The following is a 25020-nucleotide window of genomic DNA, read 5'->3' on the forward strand; positions in this document are numbered from 1 at the left end:
ACAGGTCGCGTCCTTTGTTCCCTGGATCGCGTTGCCGCCCTTCATCCGCGCTGATACGCCGGATGTCACTTTATCGCCGCCGATTGTGCGCGACCCGATGGATCGCGGCCCGGCGCGCGGTCGCGAGGGCGCGGCGAAGCGGCCCGCGAGCGGTCAGAGATCCGGGGGGACGCCATGACCAGCACCGTTTCACCGAGCCCGATCCCGTCGCCGGCGGAGGGCCGGGCTGAGGACGGGCGCGCGGCCCGGTTCTGGCCGGACGTCTGGTGGCGGCTGATCGACTTCAAGATCGGCATCATACCGCTCCCGATCTTCGTCGTGCTGGCGATCCTCCTCACCGTCCTGGTCCAGGAGGGCGAGATCAAGCCCGACGGGCCGACCATGATCGCCGTGCTGGTGATGGGCGGCTTCACCTGCGCGGAGATCGGCAAGCGGATCCCGATCCTGAAGAACATCGGCGCCGGGGCGATCTTCGCGACCTTCATCCCCTCGGCGCTGGTCTACTACGCCCTGGTGCCGCCGCAGATGGTCAAGGCGATCACCGATTTCACCAAGTTCACCAACTTCCTCTACATCTACATCGCCACGATCATCGTCGGCTCCATCCTCGGGATGGACCGCGAGGTCCTGATCAAGGGCTTCCTCAAGATCTTCGCGCCGCTCGCCCTCGGCTCGGTGGCGGCGGCCCTGGTCGGGACGCTGGTCGGCACGCTCCTCGGCCTCGGCCCCTACAAGACCTTCTTCTTCATCGTCGTGCCGATCATGGCGGGCGGCGTCGGCGAGGGGGCGATCCCGCTCTCCATCGGCTACGCGGCGATCCTGGGGATGCAGCAGGGCGTGGTCTTCGCTCAGGTGCTGCCGCCGGTGATGCTGGGCTCCCTGACCGCGATCATCCTGTCGGGCACGCTCAACTCCGTCGGCAAGCGCTACCCGCACCTCACCGGCGAGGGCCGCCTCCAGCCCGATTCGGACGGCATCAAGTCGAGCGACGCCCAGGCCAAGGCCGAGGCGGCCAAGGGCCAGATCGATCCCGCCACGATCGGTGCGGCCGGGCTCACGGCGATCACCCTCTACCTGCTCGGCGTCATGGCCCACCACCTCGTCGGCCTGCCGGCGCCGGTGGCGATGCTGTTCCTCGCCGTCCTGGCGAAGCTCGCCAGCGCGGTGTCGCCCCATCTCCAGGCCGGCGGCTTCGTGGTCTACAAGTTCGTCCAGGTCTCGATGACCTACCCGCTGCTCTTCGCCATCGGCGTCGCGCTGACGCCCTGGCACGAGCTGATGGCGGCCTTCACTCTGGTGAACCTGATCACGATCGTGTCGACCGTCGTGACCCTGATGACGGTCGGCTTCTTCGTCGGCCGCTGGCTCGGCATGTATCCGATCGAGACCGCCATCGTGAACGCCTGCCACAGCGGCCAGGGCGGCACCGGCGACGTGGCGATCCTCACGGCGGCGAACCGCATGGCCCTAATGCCCTTCGCGCAGATCGCCACCCGCATCGGCGGCGCGCTGACGGTGACCGGCACGATCGTCGCCATGAAGTGGATCGGTGCCTGACGGGCACCCGGAAAGGACGTCGTCATGGCCGGTGATCCCGGGGCCGTCGGGGCCACGCTCAAGTCGCGGATCGGCGCGATCCTCCGCTCGACGAGCGGCAACTTCCTGGAGATGTTCGACTTCTTCCTGTTCGGGTTCTACGCCACCTACATCGCGCGGGCGTTCTTCCCCTCGGGCAACGAGACCACCGAGCTGCTCCTGACCTTCGGCACCTTCTGGCTCGGGGCGCTGATGCGGCCGCTCGGGGCGATCGTGCTCGGCGCCTATATCGACCGGATCGGCCGCCGGAAGGGCCTGATCATCACCCTCGCAATCATGGCGAGCGGAACGGTGCTCATCGCCTTCTGCCCGAGCTACGACACGATCGGGGTCGCGGCCCCGCTGATCGTGCTGGCCGGGCGCCTGCTGCAGGGCTTCTCGGCGGGCGTCGAGATCGGCGGCGTCTCCATCTACCTGTTCGAGATCGCCACGCCGGGCCGGCGCGGCTTCTACACGTCGTTCCAGTCGGCGAGTCAGCAGGTGGCGATCATGTTCGCCGCCCTGATCGGCTACGGGCTGAACGCGTTCCTGACCAAGCAGCAGCTCGGCGATTTCGGCTGGCGCATCCCGTTCTTCATTGGCTGCCTGATCGTGCCGTTCATCTTCTTCATCAGGCGGTCGCTCCAGGAGACGCAGGAATTCGCCAAGCGGACCCGCCACCCGACCACCCGCGAGATCCTGACCACGGTGGCCGCCAACTGGCGGATCGTGCTGCTCGGCATGATGCTGACCACGATGACGACGGTGACGTTCTACATGATCACCGTCTACACCCCGACTTTCGGCAAGAACGTCCTCAAGCTCACCGAGACCGACAGCCTGATCGTGACGCTGTTCGTGGCGATCACCAACTTCGTCTGGCTGCCCGTGGGCGGAGCCCTGTCGGACGCCATCGGCCGCAAGCCGGTGCTGCTGACGATCTCGACCCTGTCGCTGCTGACGACCTACCCGGCGCTGCACTGGCTCGTGGCCGACCCGACCTTCGGCAAGATGCTCGCCGTCGAGCTGTGGTTCTCGTTCTTCTTCGGAGTCTACAACGGCGCGATGGTGGTCTCGCTCTCGGAAGTCGTGCCGGCCCATGTCCGCGCCAGCGGCTTCTCGCTGGCCTACAGCCTCGCCACCGCGCTGTTCGGCACGGCGACGCCCATGGTCTCGACCTTCCTGATCGAGAAGACCGGCGACCGGGCGGCGCCGAGCTACTGGCTGATGGCGGCGGCCGCCTGCGGCATGGTCGCGACGCTCGCCCTGTTCCGCGGCCGGCCCGGTCTGGAGCGCGTGCCGGCCCACGCCTGAGGGTCGGGGGCCCTCAGCTCTCCTGCCAGATCCGGATCCGCGCCTTGAAGGCAGCGCGGATATGGGCCCGGGCCGCGGCCTCGGCGGCATCCCCGTCGTGGGCCCGGATCGCCGCCACGATCGCCGCGTGCTCGGCGAGCGATTCCGCGGCGCGGTCGGGTGCCGCCAGCGTGGTGGCGCCCGGGAGCAGCACCAGGGACAGGCGCATCGTCTCCAGCGTGCCCTGCAGGAAGCGGTTGCGCGCCGCCCCGTGGATCTGGCGGTGGAACAGCCGGTTGGTCCGTGCCAGCGCGGGCGCGTCGCCGAGCAGCGTCCGGTCCCGGGCGACCATCTCCTCCAGGATCTCGGTCTCGACCGTGCTGGCGTGGATCGCCGCGAGGCGCGCGGCCGTCCCCTCCAGCACCTCGCGCAGGTCGTAGAGCTCGCTCACCTGCCCGTAGTCGAGCTGCGCCACGCTGGCGCCCCGGTGCGGCTCGTGGGCGACGAGTCCCTGCGCCTCCAGCCGGCCGAGCGCCTCGCGGACCGGCGTGCGGCTGATCTGGAACCGCTCGGCAAGCTCCGCCTCGCGCAGGCGGCTGCCGGGGGCGAGCTCGCCCTCCTCGATCGCCCGCAGCAGCCGCTCGTAGGCGCCGGCGCCGCTGGAGCGCTCCGCTTCGCTGGCCTTCATGTCCGGCTCTCCTCGGCTCGGCCATAGCGCGAAAGCGTGACGCCTGAAACGCTTGCGAAGAATTGCATGCAAACGTATACAATGCTCCGAGAGCAGTTGTTGGAGAGGAGGCAGGCATGCAGCGTCCGGACGATGCGCCGTGGGACGTGGTCGTGGTCGGGTCAGGCAACGCCGCCATGAGCGCCGGCCTCGCCGCCCTGGAGCGCGGCGCCTCGGTGCTCATGATCGAGAAGGCCGAGCGGGACCTCGCCGGCGGCAACACCGCCTACACGGCCGGGGCCATGCGCTTCGTCTACGCGGGCAACGACGACCTGATCCCGCTGCTGGTCGATCCCGAGGACCCGCGCCTGCCGCGGACCGATTTCGGTGCCTACACGGCACAGAAATTCGAGGCGGACCTGCTCGGCTTCAACGACGGGCGGCCGCTCTCGCGCGAGCAGCGCATCCTGATCGACGAGAGCGGCGCGGCCCTGCGCTGGCTGGCGACGCAGGGGGTGAAGTTCGAGCCGATCTACTCCCGTCAGTCGTTCGAGAAGGACGGGCGCTTCGTGTTCTGGGGCGGCCTGACGCTCGCCACCCACGACGAGGGCTTCGGCCTTGCCCGGGCCGAGCTGGAGGCCTTCACTCGGGCCGGCGGCGAGATCCGCTACGGCTGCCCGGCCCGGGGCCTGATCGTGGAGGACGGGCGCGTCGTCGGCGTGGAGACGCCGCAGGGTCCGGTCCGGGCGACGTCCGTGGTGCTGGCCTGCGGCGGCTTCGAGTCGAACGCCGCCCTCCGGACACGCTTCATCGGCGAGGGCTGGGACAAGGCCCGGGTACGCGGCACGCCCCACAACCAGGGCGACGGGCTGCAGATGGCGCTCGACCTCGGCGCGAAGGCCCACGGCTTCTACGGTGGCTGCCACGCCACGCCGATGGACCTGCACACCCCCGATTACGGCAACCTCGAGCTGCCGCACGGCGAGCGCAAGCACTACCGGAAGATCTGCTACTTCCTGGGCCTCATGCTGAACGCGGACGGCGAGCGGTTCGTCGACGAGGGCAAGAATTTCCGCAACTACACCTACGCCCAGTTCGGCCGCTCGATCATGGAGCAGCCCGGGCACGTGGCGTGGCAGATCTTCGACGCCAAGGTCGATCACCTGCTCTACAGCGAGTACCGGTTCCACGACGCGCACTTCGTCGAGGCCGACACCCTGGACGGGCTCATCGACAAGCTCGAGGGCATCGACCGCGCGGCGGCGCGGCGGACCATCGCGGCGTTCAACGCCGCCGTGGACGAGAGCGTGCCCTTCGACCCGACCGTGAAGGACGGGCGCGGCACGAAGGGGCTCGCCCTGCCGAAGTCGAACTGGGCGCAGCGGATCGAGACCGGGCCGTTCAAGGCCTACCCGGTCACGGGCGGCATCACCTTCACCTACGGCGGCGTCGAGGTCGGCGACGACGGCGGCGTGAAGCGCGCGGACGGCGGCGCGATTCCCGGCCTCTACGCCTGCGGCGAGATGGTCGGTGGCGTGTTCTTCAACGGCTATCCCGGCGGCTCGGGGCTGACCTCCGGCGTTGTGTTCGGCCGCCGCGCCGGCTACGGCGCCGCCGCGAGGGCGAAGGGCTGAGGTCAGCGGCGGAGCGCGACCGAACTCCTCCGATGCGGGGAGGGAAGCCGCGCGATCGTTCCCCAGCGGCCCATCGTCCCCTGTCCGCCGCCCCGGCGCGGGCGTAGAAGCCCAGCCATGCCCGCCCGACAGGCCGTTTTCACCATCTCCCGCGGCGTCCCGTTCCTGCCGACGCTCGCCGAGGCGCTGCTCTCCGGCCGCCTCGTCGGGCCGGTGGCGGACGATCCGCTGGCGCTCGCCTCCGTCACGATCTACCTGCCGACCCGTCGCGCGGCCCGGGCGCTCGGCGCGATCCTGGCCGAGAAACTCGGCCGGGGCGCGCCCGGCCAGGCGACGCTGCTGCCGCGGATGGTGCCTCTCGGCGAGGCCGACGAGGCCGAGCTCGACCTCGCCGCCGAGCCGCTGCTGGAGGAGAACGCCGATCCCCTGAGCATCCCGATGCCGCCGCTGGAGCGCCGGCTGATCCTGGCCCGCCTCGTCCAGGCCTGGGCCAGGACCGTCGACCGGACGCTGCTGCCGCTGGACGCCGAGGTGCCGTTCCTGGTGCCGTCCTCCCCCGCCGACGCGGTCGGGCTCGCCGGCGATCTCGAGCGCCTGATGGACGCGCTCACCGTCGAGGGCCTGCCCTGGTCGGAGATCGGCGCGGCCGTCGAGGCCGAGTATTCCCGCTACTTCGGCCTGACCCTCGACTTCGTGAAGATCGCCGCCGAGAACTGGCCGAAGCTCCTGGCCGAGCGGGGCCTCGCCGATCCCGTCGCCCGCGCCCGCGGGCTCGTGCTCGCCGAGGAGAGGCGCCTGTCGCGCGGCGCGACGCCGGACCCGGTGATCGTCGCCGGCTCGCTGGGCTCCGTCCCCGCCACGGCCCGGCTCATCGCCGCCGTGGCCAAGCTGCCCCACGGCGCCGTGGTCCTGCCCGGGCTCGATCTCGACCTCGACGCGGCCGGCTGGGACGGCATCGACACCGGGGAGGGTTTTTCCCGCGTGATCGCGCACGGCCATCCGCAGGCGGTGCTGCACCGGTTGCTCGGACCGGAGAACCTCAACCTCGACCGCGCCGAGGTCGTCGCCCTCGGCGAGCCCGACCCCGGCCAGGCGGCGCGAGCCGCGCTCCTGTCGCAGGCCCTGCGGCCGGCCGACACCACCGACGCGTGGGCCGCCCTCGACCCGGCCGAGCGCGACACCGTCGCCCGCCTCGGCCTCGAGGGGCTCGCGCTCGCCGAAGCGGCCGACGAGCGCGAGGAGGCGCTGGTCGCGGCGCTGGCGCTGCGCGAGACCCTGCAGACCCCCGGTGCCACTGCGGCGCTCATCACGCCCGACCGCGGGCTCGCCGGCCGGGTCGCCGTCGAGCTGCTGCGCTGGGGCATCGTGGCCGAGGATTCCGCCGGGCTGTCCCTGGCCGTGAGCCCGGCCGGGCGTCTCGCCCGGCTCGCGGCGGAGCTCGCCGCCGACCTCGCCCGCGATCAGGCCGACGCGATCCCGGCCCGGCTGATCGCGCTGCTCTCCCATCCGATGGTCCATCTCGGCCTGCCGCGTCCCGACGTGGTCCGGGGCGCGGCCGCCCTGGAGATCGGATTGCTGCGCGGCCCGGTCCCGGCCCCGGGCTTCGACGGCCTGCGCAAGGCCCTCGCCGCCGAGCGCGCCGGGCCGCCCGAGCACCGGCCCCGGGCCAAACGCCGCCTGAAGGACGTCGACTGGGAGCTGGCCGCGAACCTGCTGGACCGGCTCGATCTGGTGTTCCGGGATTTCCCGGGACCGGACGGGGCGGGGGAATGCGACCTCGTCACCACCGCCGCGGGTCACCGTGAGGCCTGCGACCGGCTGATCGCCGGGCCGGAGGACGGTCCCCCGGTCGAGACGGACGGATCCCTGTCCTGCCTCGACGCCCTGTTCGACGACCTGGAGATGGCGGAGCCCGGCCTGATGCCGGGGCGGTTCGACGACTACGCCACCTTCTTCACGTCGCTCGCCCGGGAGCGCAAAGTCGCCTGCTCGGGCGAGGCGCCGCATCCGCGCCTGCGCATCCTCGGGCTGCTGGAGGCGCGCCTGCTCTCGGTGGACCGCGTGGTGCTCGGCGGGCTGGACGAGGGCGTCTGGCCGGTGCGCACGCTGACCGACTCGTTCCTCAACCGGCCGATGCGCGAGCGGGTCGGCCTCAACCCGCCCGAGCGGCGGATCGGGCAGATGGCCCACGACTTCGTGCAGGCGCTCGGTTGCCGCGACGCGGTGATCACCCGGGCGCTGAAGCGGGAGGGCGCCCCGACCGTGCCGTCGCGCCTGATCCAGCGCCTGCGCGCGCTCTCGGGCGACGCCCGCTGGGACGCCGTCCTGCACGCGGGGCGCCGGCTCGCGGGCCTCGCCGCGCGGCTGGACACGGCGCCGCCGGAGCCGCGGCTGAAGCGCCCCGCGCCGAAGCCGGACCCGGCGCTGTTCCCGCGCTCGCTCAGCGTCACCGAGATCGAGACGCTGGTGCGCGATCCCTACAGCATCTTCGCCCGCCACGTGCTCGGGCTCGACCCGCTCGATCCGCTGGCGGCGGCGCCGGGCGTCGCCACCCGCGGCTCCCTGGTGCACGACGTCTTCGCGGAATTCGCCAGTCGCCATCCCAAGGACCTGCCGCCGGACTTCGCGGAGCGGCTGCTGAACTTCGCGGTGAACGCCTTCGGCGACATCGAGGCGGAGTACCCGAACCTCTACGCCGAGTGGTGGCCGCGCTACGAACGCATGGCTTCGGCCTATCTGGACTGGGAGGCGCGGCGCCGGCCCGGCCTGACCCGGGTCTACCCGGAGGTCTCCGGGCGCTGGGCGATCCCGATGGGGCGCGAGACCTTCACGCTGCGCGCCCGGGCCGACCGGATCGAGCTGCGGCCGGACGGCACCGCCTGCATCGTCGATTACAAGACCGGGACGCCGCCCTCGGGCAAGATGATCTTCTCCGGGTTCTCGCCGCAGCTCACCCTGGAGGCGGCGATGCTGATGCACGGCGCCTTCGCGGATCTGCCGGCCGTGACGACGACGCCGGACCTGCTCTACGTCCACGCCTCGGGCGGCCGGAAGCCCTTCGTCCCGATCCCGGTGAAGCCGCCCCGGGGCGAGGAGCGCGGCGTGGAGGCGATCGTGGCCGAGCACGCCGCGCGGCTCCGGGGGCTGGTGGCCCGGTTCATGACCGGCGAGGCGGCCTACACGGCGCGGCCTTACCCGCAATATGCCAGCCGGTACGGCGCCTACGACCACCTCGCCCGGGTGCTCGAGTGGTCGCTCGCCGGGGACGAGGGCGGGGAGTGACCCCGCCCGCGCCCTCATCCTGAGGTGCCGAACCGCAGCGGAGGCCTCGAGGAAGCCTCCAGATATCGCCGCGATCCCGGGGGACTTCTTCGAGGCGGCGGCGCCGCACCTGAGGATGCGGTGATCCGGTGGGAGCGCGTCCTCCGCGCCTCAGAAGAACGCCTGCAGCCCCGTCTGGGCCCGGCCCAGGATCAGGGCGTGGACGTCGTGGGTGCCCTCGTAGGTGTTCACCGTCTCGAGGTTCTGGGCGTGGCGCATCACGTGGTACTCGCCCATGATGCCGTTGCCGCCGTGCATGTCCCGGGCGGTGCGGGCGATGTCCAGCGCCTTGCCGCAATTGTTGCGCTTGACCAGCGAGATCATCTCGGGCGCCATCTTGCCCTCGTCCATCAGCCGCCCGACCCGGAGCGAGGCCTGCAGGCCGAGGGCGATCTCGGTCTGCATGTCGGCGAGCTTCTTCTGGACCAGCTGGGTCTGCGCCAGGGGCCGGCCGAACTGCTTGCGCTCCAGCGTGTAGTTGCGGGCGCGGTGCCAGCAATCCTCGGCGGCGCCCATCGCGCCCCACGAGATGCCGTAGCGCGCCCGGTTGAGGCAGCCGAATGGCCCCTTCAGCCCCGAGACGTTCGGCAGCAGCGCGTCGTCGCCGACCTTGACGCCCTCCATGACGATCTCGCCGGTGGTGGAGGCGCGCAGGGACAGCTTGCCCTTCAGCGTCGGGGCGGACAGGCCCTTCATGCCCTTCTCGAGGACGAAGCCGCGGATCGCGCCCTCGTGCGCGTCGGACTTCGCCCAGACCACGAAGACGTCCGCGAAGGGCGCGTTCGAGATCCACATCTTGGCACCGGTGATCCGGTAACCGCCGTCGATCTTCTCGGCCTTGGTCTTCATGCCGGCCGGGTCCGAGCCGGCATCCGGCTCGGTGAGGCCGAAGCAGCCGATCCACTCGCCCGAGGCGAGCTTCGGCAGGAACTTCTCGCGCTGCTCCTCCGAGCCGTAGGCGTGGATCGGGTACATCACCAGGGAGGATTGCACGCTCATCATCGAGCGGTAGCCGGAATCCACCGCCTCGACGGCCCGCGCCACGAGCCCGTAGGCCACGTAGGAGGCGCCCGCGCAGCCGTACTCCTCGGGGAGGGTCACGCCGAGCAGGCCGAGCTCGCCCATCTTCCGGAACAGGCCGGGATCGGTCTTCTCGGAGGCGTAGGCCTCGACGATCCCGGGGAGAAGCTGCTCCTGCGCGAAGCTCTGGGCGACGTCGCGGATCGCCCGCTCGTCCTCGGTGAGCTGATCCTCCAGCAGGAAGGGATCGTCCCAGACGAAGCGGGCCGAGGCCGGGGCCGACGGGGAGGCGCTGCCCGGAGGGCGCATCGGAGCGTTCATCGAGATTCCTCGCCTGCAGGGTGGCGCGGGTCTTCGCGGCCCGCGCGCTTGACCCTACCCTAGACCCGCGCGCCGCCCGGTCCAACGCGCGTGGTGACGCCGGGGCGCCGCCGTCACGCCCGGCCGAGGAGCATGAGCCAGAGCAGCGTGGTGAGCGGCGCCAGCAGCGTCGAGACCAGGACCGAGGCCGCGACCATGCCGGTCTCGGTCCGGTAGCGCGCCGCCAGCAGGTAGGCGTTGATCCCCACCGGCATCGCGGCGAACAGGGTCGCGACGCCCGCGTAGGCGGCCGGCATCGCGAAGACGTGGAAGGCCAGGACCCAGACCGCCAGCGGGTGCAGGAGGTTCTTCAGGAGCGCGATCACGAGCGCACCCTTGAGGTCGAACAGCACCCGGTAGCGCTTCAGGCCGGCGCCCAGCGCCACCAGGGCGCAGGTGGAGGCCGTGCCGGCGAAGGCGTCGATCAGCGACTGGGCGATGCCGACCGGCGCGAGGCCGAGGGCCTTCATGGCCATGCCGATCAGCAGCGCCACGAAGATCGGGTTGCGCAGCAGCACCAGGGCGAGCCCGCGGATCCGCGCCAGGACCGGCAGGCCGGAATCGGACTCGATCAGGAAGGTGGCGCTGCCCATCATCAGGGGCAGGTGGACGGCCAGCAGCATGAACAGCGGGAAGGCGCCCTCCTCGCCGTAGGCCTGGAGGATCATCGGGACGCCCACGAACACCGTGTTCGACTGGCTCGCCGCGAAGCCGTGGAGGATCGCGCCCCGGCGCTCGATCCCGGCCCGCCGCCGGGCGATCAGCGTGCCGACAGACCACGAGATCGCCGCGCCGCCGAAATACGCGACCCAGTAGGACCACGCGATGGTCCCGCTCATCCCGGGCTTGGTCAGCGTGGCGATGATCAGCGCCGGGACGGCGACGGCGAAGACGTATTCCGACAGCCCGTCGCTCACCTTGTCGGAGAGGAGCCCCGCGAGGGCGGCCGCCCAGCCGATCAGGACGATCCCGAAGATCGGGGCGATGATGGCGAGGGCGTTCACGGGGCCGGCGGGAGCGGGGGCTGGTGCGCGGGGAGAGGACTCGGCCCATAGCACGCCGGCGCGCCGCGTCGCGCCCCGTCGGAAGCTGTGCTGGCATGTCGGACGAGAGGGGGGAGAATCACCGCGCCGCCGAGCGCCCCCCGGACGCCTTGGCGGTGCGGGCCCTCATCGCCGGCACCCGGCAACGCGCCGGCCGGGAAACCCTCGACTTCCCTTCCGTCACGACGGTCGACAGCGGCGCGTGACGGCGCCGCCTACTTGTTCTCCAGCACCTGGATCGGATCCGTGCGCTGGCTCGCGGGCGGTTCCTTGGTCAGGTTGGCGCCGCCCTCCCGCTGCACCTTGACGTCCTTCGGCGCACCCGGCCCGCCCACCGCGCGGCCGCCCTCGGCGCTCTGGGTCGGCACCGTGCCGGACGCCAGTTCCAGGCAGGTCACCATCTCTACGTAGGAGGGGAAGCCGCCCGCCTTGAACTGGTTCTGGCACTGGCTCTTCGCGGCGGGCGTGTAACTGCTCCAGTGGCGCTCGGCCTCCTTCTTGGCGTCGCGCTCGGAGCGGATGCAGCCGTCGTAATTCGCCTTGTCGCTGATGCTCGTGTTGGCGACCTGAGCCGACCGGCAGGTCCGCTCGACGTCGAGATCGGGCACCGCGTCGGCCCGGGCGGAGGCCGGCGCGAGCGCCAGGATGAGCAGCGCGAAGGTGCCGGGGACCATCGTGCGGGAACGGGTCGTCATGTCGTCAGACTCGCGATCTGTGGCGGTTCGCGCCGCCGGAACTGCCGGCACAACGCGCCAGGAGCCGGTTCGGCACCAAGCGCCCGCGACGATCAGCCCGCGTGGGCGCCGCGCAGGGCCTGGTCGAGGTCGCCGTACAGGTCGTCCGTGTCCTCGATGCCGGTGGACAGGCGCAGCAGGTCCGGCGGGCAGGGGCTGCCCGGGCCTTCCACCGAGGCGCGGTGCTCGACCAGGCTCTCGACGCCGCCGAGCGAGGTCGCCCGCTTCCAGAGCCGCACCCGCGCCGCCGTGGCGATGGCGCCGGCCTCGCCGCCGGCGACCCGGATCGACAGCATGAAGCCGAACCCGTCCCGCATCTGCCGGCGGGCGACCGCGTGGCCGGGATCGTCCGGGAGGCCTGGGTAGAGGACGCGGGTCACGTGCGGGTGCCCGTTCAGGCGCCCGGCGAGGCGCAGGGCGCCCGCCGCCTGCGCGGCCGCCCGCAGGTGCAGGGTCCGGAGCGAGCGCATCAGCAGGTAGGCCTCGAACGGCCCGAGGATGCCGCCGCTGCCGGCGCGGATCCCCCGGATCCGCTCCCAGAACGCGTCGGCCCGCGCCCCCGCCAGCACGCCCGCAACCACGTCGGAATGACCGTTCAGGATCTTGGTGGCCGAGTGCATCACGATGTCGGCGCCGAGTTCCAGAGGGCGCGTGTGCACCGGTGAGGCGGCCGTGGAATCGACGGCGAGCCGCGCCCCCGCCGCGTGGGCGATCTCGGCCGCCGCGGCGATGTCGGTGACGGTCCAGAGCGGGTTGCCGGGGGTCTCGATCCAGACGAGCTTGGTCCGGCCGGGCTCGATCGCGGCGCGCAGGGCACCCGCGTCGTCCGTGTCCACGAAACTCAGTGTGAGGCCGCGCCGGGGCGCCTCCTCGCGCAGCCAGCGCTTCAGCGCCCAGTACATGACCGTGCCGGCGACCACGTGGTCGCCGGGCTCCAGCGCGCCGAACACCGCGGTCGCCGCCGCCATCCCCGAGCCGAACAGCAGCGCGCCGGCGGCGGCGCCCTCCAGCATCGCCAGGACCGACTCCGCCTCGCGCACCGTGGCGTTGTCGGGCCGCGCGTAGCTGTAGCCGGAGCTGTAGCCGTTGTCGGGATCGCGGATGAAGGTGGTGGCGACGTGGAGCGGCATCACGACCGCCCGCGTCTCCGGCTCGATCCGGCCCATGGCCTGGGCGGCGAGGCTCCGGCGCGTGTATTCCGGCTCGGCGTCGCTCCGGGTATCCGACGGACCCTGCGGCGCGTAAGGCTGTGACATCTGGCGATTCTCGGCGGATGGAGACGGGCGCGTGCCACGGCGCGCGGGTGCCGGCAAGCCGCGCCACATGCCGGGCCACATGCCGCGCCACATGCCGCGCCCCGTGGAGACAGACGATCATGACCGCCGCCACACAGGTCCCCGAGGGATCGCCCCTGCCGCGCTGGCTGCGCCTCGCCGCCGCGATCCTGCCCGTCGCGGCCACGGCCGCCGTCGGCTCGGTGTCGACCCAGGCGGAGATCCCGGGCTGGTACGCGAGCCTGAACAAGCCGGCCTTCAACCCGCCGAACTGGGTGTTCCCGGTCGCCTGGACGATCCTCTACACGATGATCGCGGTCTCGCTCTGGCGCCTGCTCGGCGCCATGCCGCGCACGGGACCGAGCCGCCAGGGCTGGTGGCTCGCCCTCGCGGCGTTCGTGGTGCAGATCGCGCTCAACGCCGCCTGGACGCCGGTCTTCTTCACCGCCCACGCGATCGGCGCCGGCCTGATCGTCGTCGCGATGCTGCTGGTGATGGTGCTCTGGACGATCCGGCTGACCTGGCGGTTCGACCGGCTCGCGGCGTGGCTCCTCGTCCCCTACACGGCCTGGGTCGCCTTCGCGACGCTCCTCAACGCCGCGATCCTGCGGATGAACTGATTTCCAATTCCGGTTCGGTTTCCTTCCGTCATCGCGAGCGAAGCGACCCAGTGCAGCGTTACCTCGGTCGGCGTGGCGCAACTGGATTGCTTCGCTGCGCTCGCAAGGACGGTCAGGGCAATCCGGACGCCGTCAGGCGTACGGATCAGTGCAGGTCCTTCGTGAACGCCGCGAAGGCGCGCGGATCTCAGGACACGTGCTCGGGCTTCTCCTCGCCGGCCGGCTTGCCGTCGTCGCGCGCGCGGTGCAGCAGGAAGATCGCGAACACCATCGTGAGGATCAGCCCCGCCAGCACGCCGAGCTCGATCATCGAGGCCTGGAACAGCGCCTGCTTCTCCGGCGACCAGTCCTTGGCGTGCATGATCTCCGACGATTGCAGGGTGATCACCAGAACCCGCCGGATCGAGGCGATCAGCCCGACGATCAGGAACGGCTCGCAGGTCAGCGTCCCCGACCGCATCGAGACCCGGACCGTGTGCAGGATCTCGATCAGCATCAGCAGGAACAGCAGCCGGTCGATCACCTCCAGGATCTGCTGCGCGCCGCCGAGCGCCCGCATCGCCTCCCAGGTCATGCCGGCGGCCTCGATCAGCGCCACGAGGGCCGTGAGCGCCAGCAGGATGCCGAGCGCCGCGTAGATCGCGTGCTCGGTGTGCAGGAAGATCGCGCTGGCGACCTTCGTCAGGCGGCCCTGGTCTTCTGAGTGTTCCGACATCATTCCCCCCTGGAATGCGCCGAGACGATCAGCTTCCGGACCGCGCGTCCAGTGCGGCGACGCTTGTCCTCGATCGATCGGGATCGGGGGTGGCGTTACGTCGCTGCCGGCGGCCGGGGCCGATCAGTGGAAGAACGGCAGGGCGTGCGGCGCGAGGTAGCCGAAGCCGAGCAACGCCGCCCCGGCGAGGCCCAGGAAGCCGCCGGCGAAGACCAGCAGGCTGATCCCGGTGATGACCTCGGCCGAGGCCAGCACGATGCCGATCTGGAAGGCCGCCGAGGCCAGCTCGTAGTGGTGGTAGCGCAGCAGCGCGAGGTCGCGCCGGCCCTCCGAGGCGCGGGCCTTCTCGGATAGCTCCTTGCGGCCCTCGCCGGTCGACGGCTCCGAATCCCAGCGCGCCAGCGTCTTCGACCACTCGGCGCGCTTGGCGGCGATGGCCTCCTGGTTCGGTCCCGGGGGCACCAGCGCCAGGGCCTCGTCGGCGGTCTTGAGCACCGTCGCGCGGATCGTGCGGGCCTGGAAATAGGCCCACTGGTTCGCGGCCTCGACGTTGGCGCCGATCGAATCCGTCTGGGACGCCTTGCCCAGTGTCTCGCTGAACGCGAGGAACAGCGCCAGCACCGAGATCAGCAGCGCCACGCGCTTGTTCGACCCCTCGACCGCCCCGTGACCACCCGACATCGTCTCGCTCGTCTCCGTTGATTCGGCGGGGCCGAGTCACAGCCCATCGCGGCGCGCGACGCAATCCGCGCCGCCGATCCGGCACCCGCTCTCCGCGCCGACCCGCTCTACTCCGCGGCGATCCGCGGCGGCGGCGGGTGCCCGTCATTGGCCGGATGGGCCGGATCGAAGACGGGGGTATCCTCCGGATCGTCGCGCTCGCCGATGAAGCGGCCGAACAGCCGCGTCAGCAGGCGGGACAGGTCGTCCATCAGCACGAAGATCGCCGGCACGAAGACGAGCGACAGCACCGTCGAGACGATCAGGCCGCCGATCACCGCCACCGCCATGGGCGAGCGGAACTCGCCGCCGATCCCGTAGGCCATCGCGGAGGGGACCATGCCGGCCGCCATGGCGATGGTGGTCATCACGATCGGCCGGGCGCGCTTGCGGCCGGCATCGACGATCGCGACGTTCCGGTCGACGCCGGCGCGGATCTGCTCGACGGCGAAGTCCACCAGCATGATGGCGTTCTTGGTCACGACGCCCATCAGCATCAGGATGCCGATCACCACCGGCATCGAGATCGGCATGTGGCAGATCAGCAGCGCCAGGATCGCGCCGCCGATGGAGAGCGGCAGCGAGAACAGGATGGTCAGCGGCTGCAGGAAGTTGCCGAACAGCAGGATCAGCACGCCGAAGACCATCATCAGGCCGGCGCCCATGGCCAGCGCGAAGCCCTCGAAGACCTCGCCCATCACCTCGGCGTCGCCGGTCTGGCTGATCGTGACGCCGGGCGGCAGGTTCTTGGCGGTCGGCAGGTTCATCACCTGGCCGATCAGCGCGGCGAGCGCGTCGGTGCCCTGCATGTCGCCCTCCAGGGCGACGCGCACGGCGCGGTCGTAGCGGTCGATGCCGGTCGGGCCCTGGCCCAGGCTGATGTCGGCCACGGTCGCGAGCGGGACGGCCGTCCCGCCCTTCACCGGCACCTTCAGGGTCTCGAGGTCGGAGAGCCGGCCTCGGACGCTCTCGGGGAGCTGCACGCGGATCGGGATCTGCCGGTCGGTGGCGTTGAACTTGGCGAGGTTCATGCCGATGTCGCCGATCGTCCCGACCCGCACGGTCTCGGCGATGGTGTCGGTGCTGACGCCGAGATCGGCCGCCACGGCGGGCTTCGGCCGGATCCGGACCTCGGTCCGGTCGAGGGGGGCCGTCGACATGACGTTGACGAGGTGCGGGACCTGCTGGGCCTCGCGCTGGAGCTTGGCCGCCGTCTCGGCCACCACGGCTTTGTCGGGGCCGGCGATGATCAGCGCGAGGTCGCGCTGGCCGCCCTCGCGCAGGGCCCAGAAGCGCAGGTCCGGCTCCTCCCGGAGGATTGCCGCGACCTCGGCGTCGATCTGCTTCTGCGTCTTGTCGCGGCTGTTCTTCGGCGTGAGGTTGATGGTGAGGCTCGCGAGGCGCACCTCCTTCTTGGCCGGCAGCTGGCGGCCGCCGTCCACGAACACGCTCTTCACCTCGGGCAGCGCGCGGATCTTCTCCTCGATGCGGTCGGTGACCCGGACCGTGTCCTGGAGCCGGGCGCCCGGCGGCAGCTCGACCACGAACAGGGTGCGGGCCTGGTCCTCCGCCGGCAGGAAGCCCGCGGGCAGCAGGCCCGTGGAGGCGATGGAGCCGGCGAAGCACGCGAGGCCGAGCACCAGCGTGATGAACTTGTGCCGGACCGACCACGCCACGAGGCGGGTGTAGCCGCGCATGACGACGCCGTCCCGCTCGTGGTCCGGCCCGTGGTCGCGCAGGAAGTAGGCGGCGAGCAGCGGCGTGATCAGGCGCGCCACGAGCAGCGACATGAACACCGCGGCCGCGATGGTCAGGCCGAACTGCTTGAAGTACTGGCCGGCGATGCCGCCCATGAACGACACCGGCGAGAAGATCGCGATGATCGTCGCGGTGATGGCGATGACCGCGAGGCCGATCTCGTCCGCGGCCTCGAGCGACGCGCGGTAGGGCGATTTCCCCATCCGCATGTGCCGGACGATGTTCTCGATCTCCACGATCGCGTCGTCCACCAGGATGCCGGTGACGAGCGTGATCGCCAGCAGGCTGACGGCGTTGAGCGAGAAGCCCAGGGCGCTCATCACCCAGAAGGTCGGCAGCACCGAGAGCGGCAGCGCCACCGCGGCGATCAGGGTCGCGCGCCAGTCGCGCAGGAACAGCAGCACCACCACGACGGCGAGGAGGGCCCCCTCGATCAGGCCCATCATGGCCGAGTGGTAGTTGCCGATCGTGTTGACGACGCTGGTGTCGATCAGGTCGAACCGCACGTTGGGATTGGCCGCGTGCAGCGCCGCGATCTTCTTGGCGACGCCCACCGACACGTCGGCGTCGCTGGCGCCGCTGGCGCGGGAGATCGCGAAGGCGACCACCGGCTCGCCATTGAAGCGCGCGAAGGTGCGGGGCTCCTCGGCGGTGTCCGATAGGGTCGCGAGCTCGTCGAGGCGGACCTTGCGGTTGCCCGGCACCACGATGGAGGTCTTGGCGAGCGTCTCGAGACTCGCCGAGGCGGCCAGCGCTCGGATGGACTGCTCCTGGCCGCCGACCTCGGCCCGGCCGCCGGCCATGTCGGCCGAGGTCAGGCGCAGCTGCCGGTTCACGTCCGCGGCGGTGATGCCCAGCGCCAGCAGGCGGTCGGGCTTCAGGGTGACGCGGATCTCGCGGGCGACGCCGCCGAGGCGCTCGACGCCGCCGACGCCCTTCACGCTCTGCAAGCCCCGGGCGACGACGTCGTCCACGAACCACGACAGGTCCTCGGGCGTCATGGCGGGTGCTGAGGCGCCGTAGACCATGATCGGCAGGCCGGCGATCTCCACGCGCGAGACGATCGGCTCGTCGATCGTCCGCGGCAGGTTCTGGCGGATCTTGGCGATCGCGTCCTTGACGTCGTTGGTCGCCCGATCCTGGTTCACCTCCAGGCGGAACTCGATCGTGGTGGTGGAGGTGCCCTCCGTGATCGTCGAGAGGATGTGCTTGACGCCCTTCACGCCGGCGACCGAATCCTCGACCCACTTGGTGACCTGGGTCTGAAGCTCGGCGGGCGCGGCGCCCGACTGGGTGATCGTCACCGAGACGATCGGGATGTCGATGTTGGGGAACCGGGTGATCGGCAGCGCGCGGAAGCTCACCAGCCCGAGGATCATCAGGACCAGGAACAGGACCACCGAGGGCAGGGGCCTTCGGATCGCCCAGGCGGAGACGTTGAGGCGCATGGCCGGATCCTTCGACTCGTCCTACCGCGGGGCCGCGTCGGCGATCGGCGTGCTGGTGGGCGCCGGCACGGGGCGCACCCGGTCGCCGTCGCGCAGGAAGCTCCCCGCGCGGGCCACGACGCTCTCGCCGGCCGCGACGCCGGAGCGGAGCTCGGTGAAGCCGTCGGCCGAGAGCCCCGCGGCCACGGGCCGCGCCTCGACGCGCCCGTCCTTCACCACGAGGACGCTGGCGCGGCCGTCGGCCGCGTAGAGCAGGCTGGAGACCGGCACGGCGACGCCGGTGCGGCGCGCGATCTCGACGTTGCCGCGCGCGAAGGCGCCGATGCGCAGGGCCGGATCGTCGCCGAGGCGGATGCGCACCTTGCCGAGCCGCGTGGCCCGGTCGACCTCCGGGTAGACCCGGCGAACCTTGCCGGCGAGGCGGCGGCCGTCATCGAGGTCGAGGCTCGCCGGGTTGCCGACGTGGATGCGCGCCAGCGACGTCTCCGGCACCTCGCCTTCCAACTCGATCTCGCCCCGGGCGATCAGCCGGAACAGCGGCTCGCCCACCGCGGTGGCTGTGGCGCCGATCCGGGCGGTGCGGCGATTGACGATGCCGGCCTCCGGCGCCCGGATATCGGTGCGGGCACGCCGCAGGGCGATCTCGGCGCCGGCCGCCCGGGCGGTGGCGAGGTCGGCCTGGGCCGATTGCAGGCCGCCCCTGGCGGCGGCGAGGCGCCCTTCCGCCCCCTGCGCCGCCGAGACGCGCTGTTCCAGCACGGCCGCGGTTGCGTTCCCGGTCTTGGCGAGCGCCTGGGCCCGCTCCAGCGACTGCTTGGCTTCGACGTTGGCCGCCTCCGCCTGGACGATCTGGCTCTGGGCCTGGACGATGGCCGCCTCGGCCCGGGCGATCGCCGCGGCGTTCGAGGCCTCCTGGGTGACGATCATCTCCAGCGACAGCTTGGCGAGAACCTGTCCCTTGGTGACGCGGTCGCCCTCCTCGACGAGGAGATCGGTGATGCGCAGGCCCTCGACCTCCGGGGAGACGAGGATCTCGTCGCGTGGGACCAGCGTGCCGGTAACGACCGCCCGCTCGACGATCTCGCGGTTCTCGGCCGGGACCACGGTGACGGCGGGCGCGATGGCGGCCGCGTCGGGAACGGCGGCGGTCTCGACGGCCCTGGCCGGCGCCCCGGCGAGGATCGCGAGCCCGCACAGGAGAGTGAGGCGGGGCGCGCGCCAACGGACGGAGTTCACGACGGGGGCCTCGCAATCGGCGCTGGACTGGTATTGCCTCTCCCTCGCTGGGCAGGTCGGCGTTTTCATGGCGAGCCACTCCACCGGAGGTCGAGCATAGCGCCATCCGGCGGGGCCGTCGCCGGGCCTCGCGCCGCAGGTGATCGGGGCGGCCGGAGCGCGGCCGTTCACGGCGCTCAACCTGCAACCAGCCACGAATAGCGACGTTAATAGGCCGATGGTCTTCTCGGGACCGGGGAGGGGTCGATGAGCATTTTCCAGATTAGGCAGACGAAGAGCGGCGCGGTGCTCTGGACGGGGGCGGCCGACGACGAGCAGACGGCCCTCGACGCCATGGCGCGCGAGGCGGGCTATCGCGACTTCTCGTCCCTGCCGGACACGATCCGCGCCGACGGGATCGAGGCCGCGAAGCTCGACCTGATCTCCTGAGTCCGGACATGAGTGCGGACTGAGGCACCCGCGCCGGCGCGGCGACCGCCCGCTCCGTCGCGGCCCGGCCGTTCAGAGATCCGCGATCAGGGTCTGGATCGTCGCGGCGCAGGTCCGGACCGCGTCCGGGTCGTGCAGGCCGCCGATCACCGATGGGTCGATGGCGCGGGCCGCCGCGATGAGGCCAGGCCACGCCGCGGCCGAGGGCCAGCCGGGATGAACGATCGCGGCCCCGAGCCGGGCCAGAGCCTCAGCCTTCTCGGTCTGCTCCCCGTAGGCACGCTCCTCCGGGAGGCAGACGAAACGCTTCCGCTGCGCGGCCGCCAGGGCGACCACGCCGTCGCCGCCGCCGCCCACCAGCAAAGCCGCCCGGGCGACCCGCGCCTCGACGTCCGGGACCCAGCCGTGCAGGTGCAGGTTGCCGGGGACGGCGCCCGAGCCTGATACCGGTCCCAACACGTGCCACGGCCGGTCCGGCACCGCCCGCGCGGCCGCGGCGAGATCCCCGAGGTCGCCCCCCGCGCCGCCGCGGCCGAACACGACCACGATCTCGCGTCCCGCCTCGATCGGGGCCTGCGCCGGCGCGCCCAGGAAGCCCGCGTAGAGCGTCTTGGCCCGGACCCAGTCCGGCACGGCCGCGCCGTCGAGCGCCGCGGGGAAGGGGGCCAGCAGCCGCGTCGCGCCGCGGAAGGCCTCCAGATGCGGCCGGTCGGTCCGCGTCCCCGCGAGCCGCACCACCAGGGTCGGCACCGACAGGAGGCGCGCCAGGAGCGCCACCTCCACCGAGACGTCGACGACCAGGAGGGCCGGCTCGGCCCGCTCCGCCCAGGCGGCGATGCGCGCCATCCGCGCGCGGACCCCCGGATGGTTGAGCGGCGCGTAGTGCAGGGCCTCGGGCCGCCCGGTCGCGCCGTCCCGGCCGTCGAAGGCTCCGTCGCCGAGGGGGCGGTCGTCGGGCAGGTCGACGATGTCGAGGCCGGCGGTGTCGAACCCGGCCAGCGTCCCGAGGATCGTGCAGGGCCGGTCCAGGGCGCGGGCGACGGCCCGGGCCCGCTGGAGATGGCCGGCGCCCTGGTGATGGACGTACCAGCCGATGCCCCGGGTCACGCGGCGTCCCTCAGGGACGACGCGAGGGCGTCGAGATCGGCGACCGCCTGGTCGAGGGCGCAGTCCCGCGCCGGCGGGCTGCGCGACTCGAGGATCCGGTCGGCCCGCTCCACGAAGGCGATGTCGTTCGGGCAGGCCCCGACGGCGGCGAGGTCGTCGGCGTCGAGACCGAGCCGTGCGCAGGCCGCGGCGCGGGCCTGCGGGTCGAGGTGGAAGGCCCGGCGCAGGGCCGCGCGGCGCAGGATCAGCGCCTGCCAGTGCGCGGCCTCCGGCAGCAGGTAGGCCTCCCCGTCGAGGACGCGGGTCCGGCGCAGCATCTCGGTGGCCATGCCGCCCGAGACCCGCCCCTGGTGGCGGGACGAGACCAGCACCTGCACGTCCGGGCAGTGGCGCAGGCGCGCGCCGTTGGCGCGCAGCAGCCCGACGAGGGCGTTGTCCTCGCCGCAGGGCAGCGCCGGCAGCCCGCCGACCGCCCGGTACAGGATCGCGGGAACGGCGAGGCTCGCGCCGGTATGGTCGCCGTGACGGGGGGCGGGATCGTAGGGCGGCGGGTCGAGCAGATCCTCCAGGCGTCGGACGCCGGACCAGTAGCGCTCGATGCGCGCGTGCAGGTCCGTCAGGGCGGGGTCCGGCGTGCCGTCGTCGTCGATCACCAGCCGGCCACCGACGATGTCGGCGGCCTCCAGCGCGCGGAGGTTGGCCGCGACCCACTCGGCCGGCAGGCGGGCATCCGCGTCGGTGGTGAGGAGGATGCCGTCCGGCTCCCCGTCCGCCTCCAGCCACTCGGCCCCGGCATCGAGCGCCATGCGCCGCGCCGTGCCGACATGGGCGTCCGCGCCGCCGAGCTCGACCGCGATCAGCCGGAGGGTCAGGGTCGCGAGGATGCCCGAGGCCTCAACGTCCCGCACCGCCTGGACGGTCCCGTCCGTGCAGTTGTTGGCCAGCACCACGACGCGCAGGGGCGCCCGCGCCGAGACGCCGTTCTGCGCGGCCAGGGAGGCGAGCAGGCGCGGCAGGCGCTCGGCCTCGTTCCGGGCGGGGATGCAGACGACGCAGGGCGGTGGGGCCGGATGGTCGGCGTCGGTGGTCATGGCAGGTCTCCCGTGGCACCCTCGTGCGCCGCGGAGGTCGTGGGCGGCCCGTCATGCCGCCGGGCTCCGGGCTCGGGTGCGGATTGCGGCGCGCGGATCCGCGCCGTTCAGCCGCGTCCTCCGGCGACGCGCAGGGCCGGCCGCGCCCGCTCGGCGCAGCGCGCGATCACGGCGTCGTAGGCCTCCAGGTAGCGCCCGGTCATGGCGGCGGCATCGTAGAGCGCCTCGGCGCGGTCGCGACAGGCCCGGCGCGACAGGCCGGCGGCCTCCCGGATCGCCACCGAGAGATCCTGCGGGTCGTCCGGGCGGGCGAGGCGGCCGCAGGACGCGTCCAGGATGTCGGGCATGGCGCCGCGCCGGAAGGCGGCGACCGGCGTGCCGCAGGCCAGGGCCTCCGCCACGACGAGGCCGAAGGGCTCCTCCCAGCGGGGCGAGACGATCGCCACGCGGGCCCGGCCGAGATGATGGGCGAGGTCCCGGTGGGAGAGATGGCCGAGATGCGTCAGGTCCGGCCCGAGACGCGGGGCGATCTCTGCGGCCCAGTAGCCGGGATTGAGCTTGGGACCCGCGAAGGTCAGCGGCAGCCCGGCGGCGCGCGCCGCGTCGATCGCGAGGTGCAGCCCCTTCTCGGGCACGATCCGGCCCGACCAGAAGGCGAAGGGCGTATCGTCGGCAGCGTGTGAGAACGCGAAGGTCGAGAGGTCCACGCCGTTGTCGACCACCTGGGCGCCGGGCACGAGATGCGCCCATTCCTGCGCCAGCGACGGGGACACCGCCAGGAAGGCCATGTCGGGGTCGGCCTGGACGACGCCGCCGACCAGGGAGTCGAAGGGCGGCGTGTGCAGCACGGTGACCCAGGGCAGGCCGAGCCGGGCGCTCTCGCGCAGCGGCAGGGCGTGCAGCGCGTTGTTGTGGACGAGATCGAAGCCTCCGGCCGCGACCATCTCCATCATGCGCCGGTAGGCGTCCTCCTCCTCCCGGTCGATCGCCTCCTCCCGCTCCGGGTCGAGGAGCGCGTCCCCGGTCGGATCGCAGAGCATGACCGGGTCGAGCGCCGGGTCGGACCCGCGGCTCGCGAACAGCGTGACGTCGTGCCCGTGCCGCTTCAGCGCGACGGTCAGGAGATGCGTGTGCATCTCCAGGCCGCCGGCGTAGGGCTGGCCGATCGGGTATTTCAGATGTGCGAGGACAGCGATCTTCACGCGCGCACCGAGTCCGGTTGGGTGGGGATTTCTGCCGCCCGCAGCGGCGCGAAAGGACTTCTTTCCGCAGCGAGGGTGGCGGGGATCATGCCGAATATTTCTTCAACAAGCGTTGCGTTGACGGGGTCCGAGCGACGACGAACGCGACGCTTGCCGGCTTCCTAAGCGCGGCGGCCTGAACCATTGATGATCGACATCCGCGGGTGACCGTTCACGCCGCGGCGCGGCACGCCTCCGGGCTGCCCCGCGGACACGCGGTCGCGGAGCCCCGATCGGCCTGTTAGGCTGCGCGGCCGCGCCGGCCGTGGCGCCGTCAGGGGAGGGGTGTCGATGGGGCTTCCGTTGGGGCTGAGCGTGTTCGCCGTGGGCTTGGCGGTGCTGGCGATCATCACCCTGGCCGCGGGCGTGAAGATCGTGCCCCAGGGCCACGTCTACACGGTGGAGCGCTTCGGCCGCTACGCCCGCAGCCTCGACGCCGGCCTGGGCCTGATCACGCCCTTCGTCGAGCGGATCGGCCGCAAGGTCAACGTGATGGAGCAGGTCATCGACGTGCCGAGCCAGCAGGCCTTCACCCGCGACAATGCCGGCGTCACCATCGACGCGGTGGTGTTCTACCAAGTGCTCGACGCGGCGCGCGCCTCCTACGAGGTCTCGAGCCTCGACCTCGCGGCCACGACCCTGACCATGACCAACATCCGCACCGTGGTCGGCTCGATGGATCTCGACCAGCTCCTCGCCCACCGCGACGAGATCAACGAGCGCCTGCTCCGGGTGATGGACGCGGCGGCCTCGCCCTGGGGCGTCAAGATCAACCGGATCGAGATCAAGGACATCGTGCTCCCGGCCGACCTCGCCGGGGCGATGGCCCGGCAGATGAAGGCCGAGCGCGAGAAGCGCGCCTCGATCCTGGAGGCGGAGGGGCAGCGCGCCGCCGAGATCCTGCGGGCCGAGGGGCGCAAGCAGTCGGCGATCCTGGAGGCGGAGGGCCGGCGCGAGGCCGCGTTCCGCGACGCGGAGGCGCGGGAGCGCTCGGCCGAGGCCGAGGCGGCCGCGACCGGCATGGTCAGCCGGGCGATCGCCGAGGGCGACATCGCGGCGGCGAACTTCCTCGTGGCCGAAAAGTACGTCGACGCGGTGCGGGCGATCGCCACCGCGCCGAACCAGCGGGTCGTGGTGGTGCCGATCGAGGCGGCGGCCCTGGCCGGCACCCTCGGCGGCATCGGCGAGCTCACCCGCACGGTCTTCGGCGACGGCGCCGCGGCGCCCCGGCGCGCGGGGAGCCCGCCGAACGTCGCTCCGCCGCGGGCCTGACGCCGGTGACGCTCGATTCCCTCGCCGGAACCCTCGGGACCCTCGGGGCGGCCTGGAGCTGGGTCATCGCCGGCCTCGTGCTCGCCGGTGCCGAGATCCTGCTGCCCGGCGTGTTCCTGATCTGGCTCGGCCTCGCCGCCGTCGCGACCGGCCTCGCGGCCGCGGCGCTGCCCATGCCCTGGCAGGGCCAGACCCTGCTGTTCGCCGGTCTCGCCGTCGCCCTGGTGGCGCTCGCGGCGCGCCTCCAGCACCGCGGCAGGCGGGCCGGGCCGGACCTGAACCGCGCCGACCGCGGCCTGATCGGGCGCGAGGGCGTGCTCGACGAGCCGATCGTGCGGGGCGCGGGCCGGATCCGCTTCGACGACACGCTGTGGCGGGTCGAGGGGCCCGACCTGCCGGCGGGCCGCCGGGTGCGCGTCACCGGGATCGGCGGCACGGTCCTGCGGGTGGAGGCGGCCTGAG

21 protein-coding genes are annotated in these 25020 nt (G+C 72.3%); 9 read left to right on the forward strand and 12 right to left on the reverse strand.

The window, feature by feature from the left end; all coding sequences use genetic code 11:
* The first annotated feature begins 174 nt into the window (after nucleotides 1–174).
* Both C4T42_RS02265 and C4T42_RS02270 read left to right on the forward strand, forming a co-directional pair.
* Entirely contained in the window at nucleotides 175–1557 is a 1383-nt protein-coding gene (locus C4T42_RS02265) for a 2-hydroxycarboxylate transporter family protein (protein WP_056531483.1), read from the forward strand.
* A gap of 24 nt (nucleotides 1558–1581) precedes the next feature.
* The gene (locus tag C4T42_RS02270) at nucleotides 1582–2889 is read left to right on the forward strand and encodes an MFS transporter (protein WP_103984672.1); all 1308 of its coding nucleotides are present in this window, start codon (nucleotides 1582–1584) and stop codon (nucleotides 2887–2889) included.
* A gap of 13 nt (nucleotides 2890–2902) precedes the next feature.
* Here the strand turns inward: C4T42_RS02270 and C4T42_RS02275 are convergent, their stop codons facing one another.
* A complete protein-coding gene (locus C4T42_RS02275; protein WP_056531487.1) occupies nucleotides 2903–3556 on the reverse strand; it encodes a GntR family transcriptional regulator in 654 nt (217 codons plus the stop codon).
* A gap of 116 nt (nucleotides 3557–3672) precedes the next feature.
* Between C4T42_RS02275 and tcuA the strand changes: the two genes are divergently transcribed.
* Entirely contained in the window at nucleotides 3673–5169 is a 1497-nt protein-coding gene (tcuA, locus tag C4T42_RS02280) for an FAD-dependent tricarballylate dehydrogenase TcuA (RefSeq protein WP_103984673.1), read from the forward strand.
* A gap of 117 nt (nucleotides 5170–5286) precedes the next feature.
* Nucleotides 5287–8451 (forward strand): double-strand break repair protein AddB, encoded by a 3165-nt coding sequence (gene addB / locus C4T42_RS02285; RefSeq protein ID WP_103984674.1) that lies wholly within the window; start codon nucleotides 5287–5289, stop codon nucleotides 8449–8451.
* Nucleotides 8452–8601: 150 nt separating this feature from the next.
* Here addB and C4T42_RS02290 read toward each other — a convergent pair whose 3' ends face one another.
* Together C4T42_RS02290 and C4T42_RS02295 are read right to left on the reverse strand one after the other, a co-directional pair.
* Nucleotides 8602–9831, reverse strand: coding sequence for an acyl-CoA dehydrogenase (locus C4T42_RS02290; RefSeq protein ID WP_103984675.1), 1230 nt, complete (start codon nucleotides 9829–9831; stop codon nucleotides 8602–8604).
* A gap of 113 nt (nucleotides 9832–9944) precedes the next feature.
* Entirely contained in the window at nucleotides 9945–10874 is a 930-nt protein-coding gene (locus tag C4T42_RS02295; protein ID WP_020090796.1) for an AEC family transporter, read from the reverse strand.
* Nucleotides 10875–10969: 95 nt separating this feature from the next.
* On the opposite strand from C4T42_RS02295, the gene C4T42_RS31840 reads away from it, so the two are divergent.
* A complete protein-coding gene (locus C4T42_RS31840) occupies nucleotides 10970–11119 on the forward strand; it encodes a hypothetical protein (protein WP_181049140.1) in 150 nt (49 codons plus the stop codon).
* Nucleotides 11120–11128: 9 nt separating this feature from the next.
* On the opposite strand, the gene C4T42_RS02300 is transcribed toward C4T42_RS31840, so the two are convergent.
* Both C4T42_RS02300 and C4T42_RS02305 read right to left on the reverse strand, forming a co-directional pair.
* Nucleotides 11129–11608 (reverse strand): hypothetical protein, encoded by a 480-nt coding sequence (locus C4T42_RS02300; RefSeq protein ID WP_056531494.1) that lies wholly within the window; start codon nucleotides 11606–11608, stop codon nucleotides 11129–11131.
* A 92-nt stretch (nucleotides 11609–11700) separates the two neighbouring features.
* Nucleotides 11701–12903, reverse strand: coding sequence for an aminotransferase class V-fold PLP-dependent enzyme (locus C4T42_RS02305; RefSeq protein ID WP_103984676.1), 1203 nt, complete (start codon nucleotides 12901–12903; stop codon nucleotides 11701–11703).
* A gap of 119 nt (nucleotides 12904–13022) precedes the next feature.
* On the opposite strand from C4T42_RS02305, the gene C4T42_RS02310 reads away from it, so the two are divergent.
* Entirely contained in the window at nucleotides 13023–13541 is a 519-nt protein-coding gene (locus C4T42_RS02310) for a TspO/MBR family protein (RefSeq protein ID WP_020090792.1), read from the forward strand.
* A 187-nt stretch (nucleotides 13542–13728) separates the two neighbouring features.
* On the opposite strand, the gene C4T42_RS02315 is transcribed toward C4T42_RS02310, so the two are convergent.
* The 4 genes from C4T42_RS02315 to C4T42_RS02330 form a co-directional block, all read right to left on the reverse strand.
* Nucleotides 13729–14256 carry a phosphate-starvation-inducible PsiE family protein gene (locus C4T42_RS02315; RefSeq protein ID WP_043712027.1) on the reverse strand — a complete coding sequence of 176 codons (528 nt, stop codon included), beginning with the start codon at nucleotides 14254–14256 and terminating at the stop codon, nucleotides 13729–13731.
* 123 nt (nucleotides 14257–14379) lie between these two features.
* Nucleotides 14380–14937, reverse strand: a complete 558-nt coding sequence (locus C4T42_RS02320) for a DUF4337 domain-containing protein (RefSeq protein ID WP_020090790.1) — start codon at nucleotides 14935–14937, stop codon at nucleotides 14380–14382.
* 107 nt (nucleotides 14938–15044) lie between these two features.
* Nucleotides 15045–18182, reverse strand: a complete 3138-nt coding sequence (locus C4T42_RS02325) for an efflux RND transporter permease subunit (RefSeq protein ID WP_103984677.1) — start codon at nucleotides 18180–18182, stop codon at nucleotides 15045–15047.
* A gap of 21 nt (nucleotides 18183–18203) precedes the next feature.
* The gene (locus C4T42_RS02330) at nucleotides 18204–19487 is read right to left on the reverse strand and encodes an efflux RND transporter periplasmic adaptor subunit (RefSeq protein WP_081636434.1); all 1284 of its coding nucleotides are present in this window, start codon (nucleotides 19485–19487) and stop codon (nucleotides 18204–18206) included.
* A 177-nt stretch (nucleotides 19488–19664) separates the two neighbouring features.
* Here C4T42_RS02330 and C4T42_RS02335 point away from each other — a divergent pair, with 177 nt between their 5' ends.
* Nucleotides 19665–19847, forward strand: a complete 183-nt coding sequence (locus tag C4T42_RS02335) for a hypothetical protein (RefSeq protein ID WP_020090787.1) — start codon at nucleotides 19665–19667, stop codon at nucleotides 19845–19847.
* 72 nt (nucleotides 19848–19919) lie between these two features.
* On the opposite strand, the gene C4T42_RS02340 is transcribed toward C4T42_RS02335, so the two are convergent.
* From C4T42_RS02340 to C4T42_RS02350, 3 genes are all read right to left on the reverse strand, one after another.
* A complete protein-coding gene (locus C4T42_RS02340; RefSeq protein WP_020090786.1) occupies nucleotides 19920–20954 on the reverse strand; it encodes a glycosyl transferase in 1035 nt (344 codons plus the stop codon).
* Nucleotides 20951–22045 (reverse strand): glycosyltransferase, encoded by a 1095-nt coding sequence (locus C4T42_RS02345; RefSeq protein ID WP_020090785.1) that lies wholly within the window; start codon nucleotides 22043–22045, stop codon nucleotides 20951–20953. The genes C4T42_RS02340 and C4T42_RS02345 overlap by 4 nt, the downstream gene beginning before the upstream one ends.
* A gap of 107 nt (nucleotides 22046–22152) precedes the next feature.
* On the reverse strand, nucleotides 22153–23247 hold the full coding sequence (locus C4T42_RS02350) for a glycosyltransferase family 4 protein (RefSeq protein WP_020090784.1): 1095 nt from the start codon (nucleotides 23245–23247) through the stop codon (nucleotides 22153–22155).
* Between the two features lie 330 nt (nucleotides 23248–23577).
* Between C4T42_RS02350 and C4T42_RS02355 the strand changes: the two genes are divergently transcribed.
* Together C4T42_RS02355 and C4T42_RS02360 are read left to right on the forward strand one after the other, a co-directional pair.
* A complete protein-coding gene (locus C4T42_RS02355; protein WP_026604558.1) occupies nucleotides 23578–24558 on the forward strand; it encodes an SPFH domain-containing protein in 981 nt (326 codons plus the stop codon).
* Nucleotides 24559–24563: 5 nt separating this feature from the next.
* Entirely contained in the window at nucleotides 24564–25019 is a 456-nt protein-coding gene (locus tag C4T42_RS02360) for an NfeD family protein (RefSeq protein WP_020090782.1), read from the forward strand.
* The last annotated feature ends 1 nt before the right edge of the window (nucleotide 25020 follow it).

It is taken from the genome of Methylobacterium sp. 190mf (assembly GCF_900107945.1).
In the GTDB taxonomy this organism is placed as follows: domain Bacteria; phylum Pseudomonadota; class Alphaproteobacteria; order Rhizobiales; family Beijerinckiaceae; genus Methylobacterium.

Bases quoted from the DNA above. Each gene is read 5' to 3' on its own strand.
- C4T42_RS02335 (WP_020090787.1), top strand. From the start codon at position 19,665: ATGAGCATTTTCCAGATTAGGCAGACGAAGAGCGGCGCGGTGCTCTGG.
- C4T42_RS02325 (WP_103984677.1), bottom strand. From the start codon at position 18,182: ATGCGCCTCAACGTCTCCGCCTGGGCGATCCGAAGGCCCCTGCCCTCG.
- C4T42_RS02300 (WP_056531494.1), bottom strand. From the start codon at position 11,608: ATGACGACCCGTTCCCGCACGATGGTCCCCGGCACCTTCGCGCTGCTC.
- C4T42_RS02305 (WP_103984676.1), bottom strand. From the start codon at position 12,903: ATGTCACAGCCTTACGCGCCGCAGGGTCCGTCGGATACCCGGAGCGAC.
- addB (WP_103984674.1), top strand. From the start codon at position 5,287: ATGCCCGCCCGACAGGCCGTTTTCACCATCTCCCGCGGCGTCCCGTTC.
- C4T42_RS02330 (WP_081636434.1), bottom strand. From the start codon at position 19,487: ATGAAAACGCCGACCTGCCCAGCGAGGGAGAGGCAATACCAGTCCAGC.
- C4T42_RS31840 (WP_181049140.1), top strand. From the start codon at position 10,970: ATGTCGGACGAGAGGGGGGAGAATCACCGCGCCGCCGAGCGCCCCCCG.
- C4T42_RS02310 (WP_020090792.1), top strand. From the start codon at position 13,023: ATGACCGCCGCCACACAGGTCCCCGAGGGATCGCCCCTGCCGCGCTGG.
- tcuA (WP_103984673.1), top strand. From the start codon at position 3,673: ATGCAGCGTCCGGACGATGCGCCGTGGGACGTGGTCGTGGTCGGGTCA.
- C4T42_RS02265 (WP_056531483.1), top strand. From the start codon at position 175: ATGACCAGCACCGTTTCACCGAGCCCGATCCCGTCGCCGGCGGAGGGC.
- C4T42_RS02290 (WP_103984675.1), bottom strand. From the start codon at position 9,831: ATGAACGCTCCGATGCGCCCTCCGGGCAGCGCCTCCCCGTCGGCCCCG.
- C4T42_RS02345 (WP_020090785.1), bottom strand. From the start codon at position 22,045: ATGACCACCGACGCCGACCATCCGGCCCCACCGCCCTGCGTCGTCTGC.
- C4T42_RS02355 (WP_026604558.1), top strand. From the start codon at position 23,578: ATGGGGCTTCCGTTGGGGCTGAGCGTGTTCGCCGTGGGCTTGGCGGTG.
- C4T42_RS02315 (WP_043712027.1), bottom strand. From the start codon at position 14,256: ATGTCGGAACACTCAGAAGACCAGGGCCGCCTGACGAAGGTCGCCAGC.
- C4T42_RS02275 (WP_056531487.1), bottom strand. From the start codon at position 3,556: ATGAAGGCCAGCGAAGCGGAGCGCTCCAGCGGCGCCGGCGCCTACGAG.
- C4T42_RS02270 (WP_103984672.1), top strand. From the start codon at position 1,582: ATGGCCGGTGATCCCGGGGCCGTCGGGGCCACGCTCAAGTCGCGGATC.
- C4T42_RS02320 (WP_020090790.1), bottom strand. From the start codon at position 14,937: ATGTCGGGTGGTCACGGGGCGGTCGAGGGGTCGAACAAGCGCGTGGCG.